At 33.6% G+C, this 14,213-nt stretch carries 15 protein-coding genes, 1 other RNA gene and 1 pseudogene; 1 reads left to right on the top strand and 16 read right to left on the bottom strand.

The features are described 5' to 3' along the window. The 9 genes from HMPREF1654_RS03325 to HMPREF1654_RS03290 form a co-directional block, all read right to left on the bottom strand. Positions 1-1,737, bottom strand: a complete 1,737-nt coding sequence (locus tag HMPREF1654_RS03325; protein ID WP_003077483.1) for an ABC transporter ATP-binding protein — start codon at positions 1,735-1,737, stop codon at positions 1-3. Between the two features lie 156 nt (positions 1,738-1,893). Then, on the bottom strand, positions 1,894-2,856 hold the full coding sequence (locus HMPREF1654_RS03320) for a helix-turn-helix domain-containing protein (RefSeq protein ID WP_003077577.1): 963 nt from the start codon (positions 2,854-2,856) through the stop codon (positions 1,894-1,896). Between the two features lie 264 nt (positions 2,857-3,120). Next, the gene (locus HMPREF1654_RS03315) at positions 3,121-3,987 is read right to left on the bottom strand and encodes an Rgg/GadR/MutR family transcriptional regulator (protein WP_003077802.1); all 867 of its coding nucleotides are present in this window, start codon (positions 3,985-3,987) and stop codon (positions 3,121-3,123) included. Positions 3,988-4,088: 101 nt separating this feature from the next. Next, an RNA gene (gene ffs, locus HMPREF1654_RS09730) (signal recognition particle sRNA small type) lies at positions 4,089-4,187 on the bottom strand. A 26-nt stretch (positions 4,188-4,213) separates the two neighbouring features. Further along, positions 4,214-4,756, bottom strand: a complete 543-nt coding sequence (locus HMPREF1654_RS03310; RefSeq protein ID WP_003077762.1) for a hypothetical protein — start codon at positions 4,754-4,756, stop codon at positions 4,214-4,216. Next, entirely contained in the window at positions 4,753-5,220 is a 468-nt protein-coding gene (tadA, locus tag HMPREF1654_RS03305) for a tRNA adenosine(34) deaminase TadA (protein WP_003077676.1), read from the bottom strand. Before tadA ends, HMPREF1654_RS03310 begins: the two co-directional genes overlap by 4 nt. An 11-nt stretch (positions 5,221-5,231) precedes the next feature. Further along, a complete protein-coding gene (locus HMPREF1654_RS03300; RefSeq protein ID WP_003077527.1) occupies positions 5,232-5,831 on the bottom strand; it encodes a restriction endonuclease in 600 nt (199 codons plus the stop codon). Between the two features lie 18 nt (positions 5,832-5,849). Next, positions 5,850-6,134, bottom strand: a complete 285-nt coding sequence (locus HMPREF1654_RS03295; RefSeq protein ID WP_231840236.1) for a restriction endonuclease — start codon at positions 6,132-6,134, stop codon at positions 5,850-5,852. Positions 6,135-6,385: 251 nt separating this feature from the next. After that, positions 6,386-7,678, bottom strand: a complete 1,293-nt coding sequence (locus HMPREF1654_RS03290; protein ID WP_003077484.1) for an adenylosuccinate synthase — start codon at positions 7,676-7,678, stop codon at positions 6,386-6,388. A gap of 355 nt (positions 7,679-8,033) precedes the next feature. On the opposite strand from HMPREF1654_RS03290, the pseudogene HMPREF1654_RS03285 reads away from it, so the two are divergent. Then, a pseudogene (locus HMPREF1654_RS03285) lies at positions 8,034-8,735 on the top strand (glutathione biosynthesis protein GshAB); the annotation flags it as partial. Between the two features lie 86 nt (positions 8,736-8,821). Here the strand turns inward: HMPREF1654_RS03285 and HMPREF1654_RS03280 are convergent. From HMPREF1654_RS03280 to HMPREF1654_RS03245, 7 genes are all read right to left on the bottom strand, one after another. After that, positions 8,822-9,379, bottom strand: a complete 558-nt coding sequence (locus HMPREF1654_RS03280; RefSeq protein WP_003077549.1) for a GNAT family N-acetyltransferase — start codon at positions 9,377-9,379, stop codon at positions 8,822-8,824. Positions 9,380-10,193: 814 nt separating this feature from the next. Next, entirely contained in the window at positions 10,194-10,931 is a 738-nt protein-coding gene (locus HMPREF1654_RS03270) for an ABC transporter permease (RefSeq protein ID WP_003077680.1), read from the bottom strand. Beyond that, entirely contained in the window at positions 10,928-11,824 is an 897-nt protein-coding gene (locus tag HMPREF1654_RS03265; RefSeq protein ID WP_003077741.1) for an ABC transporter ATP-binding protein, read from the bottom strand. Before HMPREF1654_RS03265 ends, HMPREF1654_RS03270 begins: the two co-directional genes overlap by 4 nt. After that, positions 11,817-12,077 carry a hypothetical protein gene (locus HMPREF1654_RS03260; RefSeq protein WP_003077691.1) on the bottom strand — a complete coding sequence of 87 codons (261 nt, stop codon included), beginning with the start codon at positions 12,075-12,077 and terminating at the stop codon, positions 11,817-11,819. The genes HMPREF1654_RS03265 and HMPREF1654_RS03260 overlap by 8 nt, the downstream gene beginning before the upstream one ends. Then, positions 12,067-13,149, bottom strand: coding sequence for a radical SAM/SPASM domain-containing protein (locus HMPREF1654_RS03255; RefSeq protein ID WP_003077473.1), 1,083 nt, complete (start codon positions 13,147-13,149; stop codon positions 12,067-12,069). Before HMPREF1654_RS03255 ends, HMPREF1654_RS03260 begins: the two co-directional genes overlap by 11 nt. Further along, the gene (locus HMPREF1654_RS03250) at positions 13,136-13,948 is read right to left on the bottom strand and encodes a radical SAM protein (RefSeq protein ID WP_003077547.1); all 813 of its coding nucleotides are present in this window, start codon (positions 13,946-13,948) and stop codon (positions 13,136-13,138) included. The genes HMPREF1654_RS03255 and HMPREF1654_RS03250 overlap by 14 nt, the downstream gene beginning before the upstream one ends. After that, the gene (locus tag HMPREF1654_RS03245; RefSeq protein WP_003077490.1) at positions 13,949-14,212 is read right to left on the bottom strand and encodes a radical SAM domain protein; all 264 of its coding nucleotides are present in this window, start codon (positions 14,210-14,212) and stop codon (positions 13,949-13,951) included. Position 14,213: the final 1 nt, after the last annotated feature.

Genomic DNA, 14,213 nt, shown 5'->3' with positions numbered 1-14,213 from the left:
TCAAGCCCCTCCTTTCGGTTGCCACATTTCGCTCTTAATCGCAGCATGCCATAACTGTTGGTATGTTTTGCTTTCACTCAATATTTCTTCATGTGAGCCAAAGCACTCAACTTTACCTTTATTTAAAATATAAATCCGTTGAGAATCTTTAATATTTTTTAAACGATGAGCAATCATAATGACTGTTTTATTTTCAGCAAGCTGGTTTATTACCCGACGAATAAGCTTTTCATTTTCGGCATCAATATACGCTGTTGCTTCATCAAGAAGTAAGATTGGAGAGTTTTTAAGAAATGCTCGCGCAATTGAAATTCTTTGTTTTTCTCCTCCAGACAACTTATCTCCTTTAGCACCAACAATCGTATGAATACCATTAGGAAGATGCTCGAAGATTGACAAACATTGCGCTTTCATTGCTGCTTCTATAACTTCTTCGTCTGTTGCAGTGGGTTTGCTGAGACGAATATTTTCAAAAATGGATTGATTGAATAGAAACACATCTTGCGATACATAAGATACTAATGAGCTTAGCGTGAATAAACTTAACTCCCTAATATCTTGCCCACCTATAGTGATCTTTCCAGAATGAGGATCATAATAGTGCACTAATAATTTTGCCAAAGTGCTTTTACCACTTCCTGACTCCCCAACCAAAGCAGTTGTTTCACCCTCTTTAGCAGTTAGAGATAAATCATCAACTACAGGTGTGTCGTCGTAAGAGAATACTACATTTTCAAATGAGACATTATAGTTTTTTCCTGTAAATTCATTATTTCCCACTTGAAGAGGCTCACAATTCATAATATTTTCTAGTTCATCAATTTTATAGTTTATTTGCATCAAAGCGGGCAAGAAAGAAACCAATCTTAATAAGGGCGTCCCCAAACTAGTTGCCAAACATAAAACTAAAACTAAATTAGAAATGGAAGCACTTTGATTCATAACTAAGTAGGATCCTATTGGTAATAAAGCAAGCTCTGATGCAGTGAACATCACACTATAAGTTGCAACAGAAGATCGAGTCGCTTTGTATTGGGAAATTGTTTTATCCCGATAATTTAAGATACTCTCTTTATACTTTCCAAAATAATAACCATCCTGATTGAAAACCTTAACAACCTCCATACCATTAACGTATTCAATAATGTTATTATTCATATTTTGACCCGCTGCATAATACTCAGCCATATATTTTGAGCCAATTTTAAACATAGACATAAATCCTGCAATAGCTATTGGAAAAGCAGCTAAAGCTAACAACCCTAAACGAATATCAGCAAGAAGCATCATCACTATCACAATCAACGTAACCAAAAGATTTGAGATTCCTTCTGGAATAGCATGGGCTAAAAGCATTTCAATACTATCAATATCTTCTACAAACACCTGCTTTATAGTTCCTTTACCCTTATCTTGTATATACCCGATAGGTAATGCTTCTAGGCGTTCTTGAAGACTTTCCCTAATATTTTGCAACACATTGAAAGCAAAGATATGAGAATTATTTAACCCAATTAAGTAGATAATATTCTGCAGTATAAGCATAACAAAAACTATACTAGCAGCGATTGCTAAGAAACCTCCCTCCATCTTTTGGTTAGTAACAAGCTTGTCAATTACTAAATAAGTAATAAAATAGGGTATAATGCTACAGATTATACTCAAGATACTTTGAAAAATTGAAATTTTAAGTAGCTTGTTGTCGTTTCCTGAATATTTCAAAATTTTCTTAAACATGATTTCTCTCCTTTTAGTATAAACAGTATTCTACTCTACTCATAAATCACTTGCGCTTCTGTTTGGTCATGAATATACTAATCGGACATCAATTTTCATTTTCCGTATAAAACAAAAACTCCATAGCCAAGAGGCTGCTGGAGTTAAAATGAAGTTCTATTGAAATTTAGTAAATAGCTTATTTTCTCGAAATCTACTTGGAGAAGTATGATATACTTTCCTAAACGCTCTTGCAAAACTACTTGAATTCACATATCCAACTTCTAAGGCAATTGATAAAATGTCATTATTTGTATGCTCTAGTAGTTCTGCTGCTTTTGTCATTCTTGCCTTTAAACAATACTCATACGGAGCATGCTGATACAACTCTTTAAAGCAATTTTTAAATAAAGTTAGCGTTAAATCAAATGTTATACATAAATATTCTACCGTGATGTTTTTCTCTAAATTGGCATCGATATACGCTTTCGCCATCCTTGTTTTTTCGATGGTTTCTTTCGTGAAATTCCTATAAATATGTACCTGATTTATATTTGTTTCATAGAGAAGCAATAGCAGCTCTATTGTCTTCACTCGTATAACCCCAATCATTTCCTCTAAAATATTTTCATATAATTCTTCACAAATATGAATGGCATTATCAAAAGATTTAAGTTTCAATACCGGCTTCATGGTCTGAATCTTCTTATATAAATCTGCTACGTTCAAATCAAAATATTTTAGAAAATAGGCACTTGTTTCAGAATCAATCGTCTCAGGTGTTATGATTAAATGAAAGCCATGAAAATCCGTTGTTAAAACTTCAGAATAGTATCTTCTATTAACATCATGAAAAATGTATAAGTCTCCTGGATCGCACCAAACCGTTTTGCCTTTATTCAATTCAAGTTGCAGGGCTCCATTATGACTATAAGCAATTTGAAAGTATTTAGGAACTTCAAATATTGCAGGAACAGACCACTGCTCATTGTTAACAAAATTACAATACATAACCTCAATACCTGAAAACAACTTATAAACGATATATTTTTCCTCAGATGCAGTATCTATATATATTTTCTTATTCTCATCTTCATAAAATAAATTCATTTTCCATTGACTATAATCAATTTCTTTCATAGAATTTCTCCTCAACATTTTTATTACAGCTTGTTCTTATTTACATCTCTTCTATTTGAACCATTATATCATAAACTAATAATCAGTACGTTATAAGCCGTAATATTGGTTTTTAACAAAATCTAAGAATCAACCTCCAAAACAAAATTATCATATACTCAGCTTCATTTTTAGGCAAAAAAATAAGGAAATCAATCCATTTTTAATTCTATAGACTTATTTCCTCGTTTTAATTTTTTTTTACAAAAAAGTTTCAATTGTCATTTATTCAAATTCTTTTAACCATTCGGACATATTTTTAGAGTAATAATTTGCGCTATGCTCACAGCCGATGATTTCAAGAGTTGATATGGCATTTTTCATTTTTGTAAGCCCCTCATTTCTCTGTCCTAAAATATAATCATGCTGTCCATCTGCGAACAAATAGACAATTCGCAAATAGGCTTCATTTTCATCAAAAAACTTTTCTTTTATTTTTTTATCAAAATAAGCTGCTTTATTTAAACTTTTTTTGTCAATTGCTTTAAACAGTCCATTCAGGAGAATGGTGTAGATATAATTTTTATTTTTCTGTAGATCCCCTAAAAAATCAACTCTTTGTAACATTTCTCGAGTGTACCGGAAATAGAGATCAATAGGAAATAAAGCTGCTATATCTGAAAACAATCGCAACTCATATTCTCCCCAGATTTCAACAGAAAAGAAATAATCATATAAAAAATTCAGCTCGACCTCTGTTGCTTTAATGGTTTCATCCAGGAAAAACATGTGACCTTTGATAACAATAGCATTTAGGATATGCTCCTCTTCTTTTTTAGATTGGTATTGATCTATTTCATTGTTGTACATTTCCCATAACGTCTTTATATCCTTCTGTTCTTGAGCCTCCCATAGTTTATTTTTTAGTAGAGTGTATGAAGTAGGCTGAAAGCCACGTACTAAATAAACAAATTCTTCTAGTTCTGTTCTAATATTCTCTAAACCAATTAACAGTTTTGAGGCCGAAATATCTGACGTTCCATTTTCAAACTTACTGAGCATAGAATATGAAAACTCCTCTCCAGTTGCTTCCTTAAGAGAAAGGTGCCTCCCTGTTCGTAGTTCTCTAAAAATCTCTCCCATGTAATACATCTGTCTTTTCCTTTCTCAGAAATGATACTGATTTATAACTAAACACTATTTTTGAAGAAGTTTTTCAATTCTTCAACACGCGCTTTAGAATTGTTCCTATTCTTCATACCATAAAAAGAGCACACAATTCACACTCGCTTAGGGCTGCTGGATTCCTCCCCTGACCCGCTTCACGCAGAATTGTTGCTCCGATAAGTATTATACCATAAATTTGTTTCTATGCCAATTAAGATTTTCCCTTCATCCAAAAAGAAAGGAAAAATAAACAGATAAATAAACCTAGAATCGCTGGCACCACAATTGTTAAACCAGCTCTCCCACTATCTAGATAAGACCAGAGGATTTTCAAAAAAGCTGTAAGAATCAAAAGTATTGCCAACAATTTCCAACTATGGAGCCAAGTTGCTCTAACCAGGAGCAGAAAGAAACTAATCACCAAAAAGATAAATAAAATTTTTTTAAGATTCCAATCTGCCTGTAAAAAATCTTGCTCATAAGTTAGAAACTCTTTTACCAAAGGAAAAGTCGTCTTTGGTTCCCAAAACCAAATCATACTGGTAAAAAGAGCAAAGATGCTAGCAGAAATTCCAAGAAGGCTCTTTCGATAGGAAAAATAGATAATCGGTAAAATGAGAATCGGACGGATATACCAAGATAGCTGATTTTGATGACGTGTGAAAGCCCAAGCTTGAAATTCTACATTCCCTATCAGCAACCCAATAAACAACAATGTCAAAAGAAAGAATAAAATACTTAGCCAACGTTTCATCTCTGTCTCCTCTTTCTAAAAAAATCTTGCATCATCTGAGCACATTCTACCTCCAAAATCCCAGTTTCCAGTTCAACTCGGTGATTAAGACGTTCATCTGTTAAAATGTCATAAAGACTGCCTGCTGCTCCGAATTTTGGATTCTTTGCACCATAGATGACTTGCGGAATCCGTGCTAGCCCAATTGCTCCGCTGCACATGACACAAGGTTCAATAGTGACAAAAAGGGTCGTATCCAGCAGACGCCAGCTATGCTCATGCTGATTGGCTTTCTCAATTGCCATCACTTCCGCATGCATGACCGCTCGCTGCAATTCCTCACGTGCATTATGTCCACGACCGATAACCTTCCCGTCCTTGACAATAACACAACCAATCGGAATTTCATCATTAGCAAGCGCAATCTCTGCTTCTTTCAAAGCCTCCCGCATAAAAAATTCTTTTTCTTCAACTGTATAGTTCATCTTTTAACCGTCTAATCCTCTGTATGATAAAAATCTCCTAATTCATAAGTCATGACTTCCCTGACATGAAGTTTATATTTGGCAACTAGATCCGCAATATCCTCGCTATTGATTAAAGTAATGACTCTAGTCCCTTGACGAGCTGCTTCAGTGGCACTTCTTGAAAAATCAGAAGTTGTAATAAAAATACCATATTCTGCATTGTATTTATCCATTGCACCACGGAATTTATCAATCTCCGAAGAAGGAACTTTGTTTTCCCAATGCTTTGCTTGGATAGCTACACGATTGGTTCTGAAGTCATCTGTACTAGTAATATCGCCAAAACCATCTAAACCACCATCATTAGTATAACTAACCCCAATTTTTTCATCTAGTTTGATACCCATCTCCTTGACTAGACCACGAGCAAAAGTTTCAAATTTTTGTGGTGACATAGATTTTAAAGCTTTTGTCAACTCAACTCTCCAATTTTCTTTTGAGTCATCTAGTGAATGTTTTAGTTCCTTTTCAAAGGATAACTTGAAGAATTGTTTTGACTTCTTTTCATTTTTCCAAAATTGAATGGCTTTCTGTTGAATATCGCTAGCAAAATGCTCATCCAGTTTCACTTTTCTACCTATATTCTGTCAATTCAAAAGTCGATTGCTTTGGTTTAGAAAGATAACCCGTGGTAAGCAAACTTTTGACAGAAAAATCAAAAGTGTAATCACTAGGTTTATAAATTTTCCACTTTTTTGAGACACTTTTTCTTCCTCAAAAAAATTCTCATCTATCGTATTTTCTCCCTTTTTAATAGCATCTAGCAACTCTCGTTTGGTTGCATAGCCACCTAGCTTTTTTAAATTCCTGATAATTTTACTTATCATTATTTTTTCCTGTTCTTTATTAGACAAATCTGTAAAGTTCATCATTTATCTCCTTTGTTCTCCATTTATTATATCATGTTATAAACCCGAAAATATAAAAAAAGCCACCTTTCGATGGCTTTCAGGAGATTATTATGAAAAAGTTTAGGATTTCTATCAAATAAAGTTAGGAGGTCTTCATCTGATGATTTTAGTATAACCTAGCCAGCTTAAAATTAACTTAAGAGAGAATCATTATTTAAACTTTTTTATTGCGTCAATAAAAAGCGAGCCGAAACCCGCTTTGTTTGCTTCTATTACAAACTTGACCAAACACTTTCCAGGATATTTGTCTGTTCACGATCAGGACCGACAGAGAAAGTAGAAATACGAACACCGACCAATTCACTGACACGGCGGACATAGTTGCGAGCATTCTCTGGCAACTCTTCTAAACTGCGAACACCTGTAATATCTTCTGACCATCCCGGCAATTCTTCATAGATTGGCTTGCACCGTTTGAGCTGCTCCAAACTAGCTGGGTAATAATCAATGCGCTCACCATCTAAATCATAAGCGACACAGATTTTAACTGTATCAAGCCCCGTCAAAACATCAATCGAATTGAGAGAAAGATTGGTAATTCCAGATACACGGCGGCTATGGCGCATCACAACTGAGTCAAACCAACCAACACGGCGAGGACGTCCTGTTGTCGTTCCATATTCATGGCCTACTTCACGAATGCGGTTGCCTACTTCATCAAACAATTCTGTTGGAAATGGTCCATCACCAACACGACTGGTATAAGCTTTACAAACCCCGACAACTTTGTCGATTTTACTTGGCCCTACTCCCGAACCAATCGTCACACCACCTGCAACAGGATTAGATGACGTTACAAATGGATAAGTACCTTGATCGATATCTAGCATCACTCCCTGCGCCCCTTCAAAGAGCACTCGCTTGCCTTGATCAAGAGCATCATTCAAGATAACAGAAGTATCTGTCACGTATTGTTTAATTTGCTGACCATATGCATAGTATTCCTCAAACATATCGTCAAATCTGATAGCTGTGCTGTCATAGAGTTTTTCAAACAGACGATTCTTCTCAGCCAAATTACGCTCTAAACGTTCTCTGAAAATATCCTTATCTAGCAAATCTGCAATCCGAATCCCGACACGAGCGGCTTTGTCCATGTAAGCTGGGCCAATTCCCTTAATAGTCGTCCCGATTTTATTATCACCTTTTGCTTCTTCTTGTAAGCGGTCTAACTCAATATGATAAGGTAGGATAACATGAGCACGATCTGAAATCCGAAGATTATCCGTCGTAACACCTTCTTCGTGCAAATAAGCCAATTCATGTACCAAAGATTTTGGATTAACCACCATTCCATTCCCAATCACAGAGATTTTTTCTGGGAAGAAAATCCCTGATGGAATCAGGTGCAGCTTGTACTTCTTACCGCCAATCACGATGGTATGGCCGGCATTGTCACCACCCTGATAGCGGGCAATGACTTCGGCATTGGCTGAAAGGAAATCTGTAATCTTTCCTTTTCCTTCATCTCCCCACTGGGTCCCTACAACAACAACTGATGTCATAATCTTGTCTGAGCTAAGTGCTCGTCCTTTCTTGTCTACATGGCAGGAGTCTCACCCGCAATTATATCTTACACTTTATTATAAGAAAAATTCCTTCTTTTTTCAAGATAAGACCGCCATCGTTATTTGCAAATGACGAAGTTTGAACATCTCGCTTTTGTAAAATCTGTATCTTATCTAAAATTATGAGCATTTTCTTTTAAAAAAGTTCGGAAAATGTAGTAGACATTTGTCTTCTAAGCATTTTTATAATAGACTAAAAGTATTAGAAAACAAACAGGTATTTACCGTGAACATCAATCATTTGTTAGAAAAAATAGCAGTAGATGTTCCTATTCTACAAGCTACTTTCGGAAAGGACAAATCGATTGTCATCAAACCTAAATCCACTAACTTCGGTTTAGGAATTTCTATTTTTCAAGAGCCTACCAATCTAGACAGTTCCCAAAAAGCATTGGAAATTGCCTTTTCAGAAGACAGCTCTGTCCTTGGCGAGGAATTTATCGCAGGAACCGAGTACTGCTTTTTCGTCCTAGATGGCAAATGTGAAGCGGTACTCCTACGTTTGCCAGCCAACGTTAGAGGAGACGGTCGACACACTATTCGAGAATTGGTCGCTACGAAAAACGCCAATCCCCTGCGCAGTCGAGATCACCGCTCTCCTTTGGAAAGAATCAAACTAGGAGAGATCGAGCTACTCATGCTAGCTCAGCAAGGTTATAAAGCAGACGATATCTTACCAAAAGGAGTTCAAGTCTTTCTCCGGTGCAATTCTAATATTTCTACTGGCGGAGACTCAGTAGATGTGACTGAAATCATGCACACTTCCTACAAGGAATTAGCGGCAGAAATGGCAACTGCTATGGGAGCTTGAGTTTGTGGCGTGGATTTAATTATCTCGGATAGCACGCTTCCAGCCAGCAAAAAAGAGTCCAACTGCACCTGCATCGAACTCAATTTCAAGCCATATATATACATGTACACCTATTGTGCAGAAGGACCCGGTCAAAGCATTACGCCTAACATTTTAGCGAAACTTTTCCCAGAAATTTATTAAACTTTATACCACAAAAAACGAGCATAAATAGCTCGTTTTTTATATATAGCAATGAAAAATTTAAAAATTTTGACGGGGCTTCTCAGCTACTCCCAGTCTCTTCCATGACCGTGTTTGATTTCAAATTCAAAATAGCCATCTTCTTGAATCTTTTTGAAAATGTCCCGATAGGCTCCCTCATCAAAAAACGGTCCTTTATAAAGGATTTCAAAACTTAAACCGTCGTATTCTAAGTAGGCATGTGAGGAGCGAAAACCATTTCTCTTGTAAAAATCCATACGGGCTTTTCGCTGTTCCAGATTATCACAAGGCTCATCCAGCCGTTCTACTTCTAAAATCATGGTTCTTTGATAAAAATCCACCAACTTATCAATAAGTTTGCCACCATAACCGTGACTGCGCAAATGAGGCATAATCGCAAAAAAGCTGACATAAAAGGCTCTTTCATTGTAAACCGAAAAGGCAAATCCGACAAATTCATCACCGTCATAAAAGGCAAAGAAATGAGAATATTCCCCATCTCCATAGCGTAGCAACTCAGATAGCGGTGCACGCTCCTCCTCAGGAAAGGCTTCTGTATTGAGTTGTTCTACTTTTTCTAAATCCGGAAATTCGGCTGTAATAATTTGACTAGTTAAGGACATCGCTTTTCTCTTTCTAAGCCGTTTTTCTTTTATTTTACCAAAAATTAAGATATTTGAGAACTATTGGACAGAAATATAAAGTGCGACTAAAACGCCCTTTAAATTTACTCATTTTTATAATATAGTCATTCAGTTTATTTTTAGTACGTTGTTAACTCACCTTACCTAACTCCAGTTATGCCTGTGAATCATTGTCCAACACTAAATTAAAACTGAAATTCTTTTTGATAACTAGTTGTTTCCCAGAGATAAAATTTTGTTTAACATATCTGCAAATGTTTCAAAAGATGTTGGAAAAACCAAACCTGAATAAAATAAAAAAATTGTGTTCAGAAAATTCAATAATACGGATACACGTTTAAATTTTTCTGTTAACTTTATCACTCCCATATAAAACACTAAAAATAACACTAAATTAATTGACACAAACACAATAGCGCCAAATATACTCATTTTAGGAAATACAAAATGAGTGCTACTACCAAAAACGTTTGACACAAAAAGTGAAATAATAAAGAGTATAGAGGACCAAACTAGATAAGCTACAATACGTCTCAAATATATTCGCTTCACTTTATACTTACTTGTTATTAAATTGTCGTATTGACTGGTTCTAATCTCATATTCTAACTCCTCATTTGCTAATAATGTAATATTTGTTACTAGAAAGTAGATATAAAAATACAAAATATTTAATAATGTTTGGCCCGAAAAAATCATGATGATCCCTACAATAAATATCAATGTATAAATAGCATCACAAAGGCTATCAAATTTGTATTGTTTTCTATAATAAAAATATCTCTTTAACTCGTTAAACATGAAAAATATTTCCCTTCTTTTTTGCCATTTTTAAAAATATGTGAAACAGTACAAAACCAATACTCCAATAAACCACACCATACCATAGTATTATAAGCACTTCAGTAATTGATGGACGGTGAATGAATTCTCTTAATGTATAGAACGGAAAAATGTGTCCAAGTATTCCCAAAAAGCCATCAAATGGTTTTAAGATTCCTGTAAAAAAGAGAATGAAATATGATAACAACGATGTAAAACTAGATGTCCTATTCAAAGTCAAGCAAAAACTAGAAAGACAGAAACCTAAACCGTATAATATTAAAATAACTAACAGACAAATTAATACAATAACAAAAATCTCTACTATAGAGGCTGGAAATGTTATATCACTTAAAAATGAGAGTATCAAAAAAATCGGTATAGCCTTTATCAAATCTATAAGTATTTGAACAAGTATTTTAAAAAGCAATACATGCACAACACTTTTTTTACTTTGAATAACACTAATCAATGTCCGATCATAAATATCATCTTCTATAAAAAATGTTGGATGTGTAATACTATGGCTAGTAAAATACCAAGTAAAGAGAAGACAAAAAAGAGTAAATTTATTCTGAGACTCTTCAAAATAATGCAGATAAGATGAAACCATAATGAATATTGAAAAATTAGCAAAGAAAAGATTAAATTTAAATTGCATCGTCTCTTGTATCTGTCTCAAAAATTCTCTCTTTACATCTTTCATCATTTAGATAAAACCTCGTATAAAATTTCTTCAATATCCTGTTCTATTTCCTCAAATCGGACAATATCTGTTTCTTTTAGTAAGCGGTCTTTTACATCTTTCTCTTGAGTTTGTATAATCATTTCCTCATCTTGTATAACATAATGTAAATTCTGAAATGATCGCTCAATTATATTCTGAAAAGAAAGAGGTAAAACAATTTCATATTTTTTCCAAGTATTTTTGCGACTGAAAACATGCTCAAAACTATCATCCTTCTTAATTCGACCATTATCCATTACCAAAACTCTACTAGAAATATCTCTCGCAAACGAAATATCATGTGTAGTTAGTAGAACAATCGTATTCTTGCCCTTACTCAATCCTAATAATATTTGAGCTAATTGTTTTTTTGCAATCACATCTAATCCATTTGTCGGTTCATCTAGACAAAGAACCTCTGGGCGACACAACAGAGCAATAATTAAAGATAGCTTTTGTCTAGTTCCTTGAGAAAGTTCTGAAACAAGTGTATCAGCGTGTTGTTGAAAATCCAACTTCTGAAACAAAACCGCAATGTTTAAAGCTAAATCACTTCGGGAGGCTTTATTGAGTTTGAGAAAATAGTCAATATTTTGATTAGCTGTAAGATAATCGTAGTATCCTTTACCGCTTTCTAGGACAAATTTAGTGACTTGGTGAATTTTAGGAGAAAAATTGGAGTAACCGCAAATATTCACCTGCCCTTCATCTTGTAGCAACAAACCTGAAATAGTCTTGATAAAGGTAGACTTCCCAGCTCCATTAACACCTAAGACAGAAATAATTTCTGATTTAGAAGCTGTGAACTGTGGAATATCCAATACTACTTTTCCATGAAACACCTTTTTTAGATTGCTTATGCTAATGTCAGTCATTTAGTATAACTCCTAATGATATTAAGTTTTCTAATATAGTTTTTGATATCTGTTCAACATCTGATTGATTAATATTATATTTTTTCATGATCAAAATAGAGAACTCTTTTTTTTGATTTATATTATTAATAAAATCAAAATATACCTCAGATAATTCATACAAATCCCCATTTAGTTTATTATATAATATAGTCTTTTGAGAACTTTGAAAATTTGGCTCAAATCTAACAAACCAATTTTTACTAATTTTCATGTAAAATACACCTCTTATCATAATTTAATTGGGATACATAGGCTAACGCATAACAACCTCCGCCACAATCCTTAAATAATGCACATGATTTACATTTTTTATTTTCAGACCATGATGCTTTATTTAACTCTTTAACCCCTGAATTCCAAACTTCATCAAAGGTATCAGACAGCAAATTTCCCATTTTATGAGTTTCATCATGCAAGAATGGACATGGGTAGACATTCCCCTGCATATCAATTTCGAACTCTGTTTTCTGTGCTGGGCAGTACATGGGAGAATCATATTTTAGGTTATGTTTGATAGCATATGACCATGGATGGCAAAATGGAGAATTTTGAAAACAAAGTCCTTTCTTACTATACTTAGTAATTATTTGGTTATAATGTTTAGCATAAATTTCATCTGAAACCAACAATCGTTTGCTAGTTGTAAATATTGTAGACAGCTGCACTTTGAACAAATTATGACATAAACAAAACTCCATAATTTCATCTAACTCATTTACATTTAACGAACTTATTACAGTATTGACCAATAAATTTTTATATTTTTTCTCTTTACATTGTTTCACAAAAGAGATAATTCTTTCTAGTGGATTCTTATCGATTATATTAGGACGTAGCTTATCAAAATTTTTTATTGAATCAATGCTAATTTGAATTGATGAAAACTTACTTAAATTATTAAGAATATAATTTCTACTTTGCATGTTAATAACCCCTGTTGTATGTAGTTTAACTAATATTCCTAAATTAGTAAGATAATCTACAATTTCCGAAAATTGTGGGTGAAGAATTGCTTCGCCACCAGTTAAATATACTTCAAAGGGCAGTTGGGGTAACTTTTGGAAAATCAATTTTAAATTATCAAAATCAACATAATCATTATCTTTATAGACAAAACAATAAGGGCATCGAAAATGGCAAGCATTTGTTAGCTTAAGTCCGATTTTAAGTGGTGCACTAACTTTTTCATTGGTATCTGTTTTTACTTTAGTATATATATAATAAGGTAAATCAAAATCATTACCTAAATCTTGAGAAATTTTCAATAAATTATTGTTTTTCATTAAATACACACCTTTTGTAACTAAATGCAATCTCAGGATATGACTTAGCATAGGCAAATCCGGGACAAGATTCTACCAAACTACAGTTCATACATTTTAAACCTTGGTTTGAATGTTCTAATACATTTTTTTGTATAGTATAATCATTTGCTTCCAGTTCTTCAATTGTATTTTCATATATATTACCTACTTTCAGTTCTTTATAGATAAATTGATCCATAAAATGAAATATGTCTCCTCTACCATCAATTGTCCAATGCAATAAATCTGTATTAAAACGTTGAAAATAGGTGCTTTCTTGAGTATAAGTTGCCTTTTCTGAGAGGACTTCCATAGGGTAAATTACCGTTAAATTCATTTGGCTCTTACGTTTAGCATGCATTTTTTCAATTAATTTCCCTTTATGTAAATATTGAGTATAGTCTACTAACGAAACTAGCTTTTTTCCTCTTCTCAATGGATAAACTGGAGAAATTGAAAAAGAAGTTATACCTATGCTATCGACTAGCTCATAAACATCAATCATTTCTTCTATGTTTAAATGTGTAATCGTCATATTTACTCTTATATTCAGATTGTATTTTACTATTAACTTAATATTTTCAATCACTTTTTGAAAATCATCAGAACCACGTTGCTTTTTATAAGTAGTTCGAAGACCGTCCAAACTGACTTGAATAAAATCTAAATCCCCAAACAAGCTGGATAATTTTTTTATTGATTTTTCAGAAAATAAAACTGCATTCGTAAACAATTCAACTATGGGGAAATTTTTCTTAGCATAGCCAAGAATATCCAACTAATGTTCATGTACTAAGGGTTCTCCCCCTGTAATGGTTATATGAAGTGGATTTAAAATTTTTATTTTATTTAAAGCCGCAATGATTTCATCAAATGAATGATTTATTGTCAGATTTTTTCCAGCCCAACAATGAGAACACCTTTGATTACAATTTTCACTTATTTTAAAACCAACATATACTGGTTTTATAGCATCTGTAAAGAAAATATCATTTTGAATATAAAGACTATTCCAATTTGTCAACCATAAACGTTCATCCATG

This window comes from Streptococcus intermedius SK54 = ATCC 27335 (assembly GCF_000413475.1).
GTDB lineage: Bacteria > Bacillota > Bacilli > Lactobacillales > Streptococcaceae > Streptococcus > Streptococcus intermedius.
The sequence above is the reverse complement of the archived record's forward strand: the minus strand, read 5'-3'. Positions and strand labels throughout refer to the sequence as shown.

Excerpts from the sequence above, each read along its gene's own strand:
- HMPREF1654_RS03295 (WP_231840236.1), bottom strand. The coding sequence starts at position 6,134 with ATGATGAACTTTACAGATTTGTCTAATAAAGAACAGGAAAAAATAATG.
- tadA (WP_003077676.1), bottom strand. The coding sequence starts at position 5,220 with ATGAACTATACAGTTGAAGAAAAAGAATTTTTTATGCGGGAGGCTTTG.
- HMPREF1654_RS03245 (WP_003077490.1), bottom strand. The coding sequence starts at position 14,212 with ATGGATGAACGTTTATGGTTGACAAATTGGAATAGTCTTTATATTCAA.
- HMPREF1654_RS03320 (WP_003077577.1), bottom strand. The coding sequence starts at position 2,856 with ATGAAAGAAATTGATTATAGTCAATGGAAAATGAATTTATTTTATGAA.
- HMPREF1654_RS03290 (WP_003077484.1), bottom strand. The coding sequence starts at position 7,678 with ATGACATCAGTTGTTGTTGTAGGGACCCAGTGGGGAGATGAAGGAAAA.
- HMPREF1654_RS03260 (WP_003077691.1), bottom strand. The coding sequence starts at position 12,077 with ATGAAAATTAGTAAAAATTGGTTTGTTAGATTTGAGCCAAATTTTCAA.
- HMPREF1654_RS03255 (WP_003077473.1), bottom strand. The coding sequence starts at position 13,149 with ATGAAAAACAATAATTTATTGAAAATTTCTCAAGATTTAGGTAATGAT.
- HMPREF1654_RS03315 (WP_003077802.1), bottom strand. The coding sequence starts at position 3,987 with ATGTATTACATGGGAGAGATTTTTAGAGAACTACGAACAGGGAGGCAC.
- HMPREF1654_RS03270 (WP_003077680.1), bottom strand. The coding sequence starts at position 10,931 with ATGATGAAAGATGTAAAGAGAGAATTTTTGAGACAGATACAAGAGACG.
- HMPREF1654_RS03325 (WP_003077483.1), bottom strand. The coding sequence starts at position 1,737 with ATGTTTAAGAAAATTTTGAAATATTCAGGAAACGACAACAAGCTACTT.
- HMPREF1654_RS03265 (WP_003077741.1), bottom strand. The coding sequence starts at position 11,824 with ATGACTGACATTAGCATAAGCAATCTAAAAAAGGTGTTTCATGGAAAA.
- HMPREF1654_RS03310 (WP_003077762.1), bottom strand. The coding sequence starts at position 4,756 with ATGAAACGTTGGCTAAGTATTTTATTCTTTCTTTTGACATTGTTGTTT.
- HMPREF1654_RS03280 (WP_003077549.1), bottom strand. The coding sequence starts at position 9,379 with ATGTCCTTAACTAGTCAAATTATTACAGCCGAATTTCCGGATTTAGAA.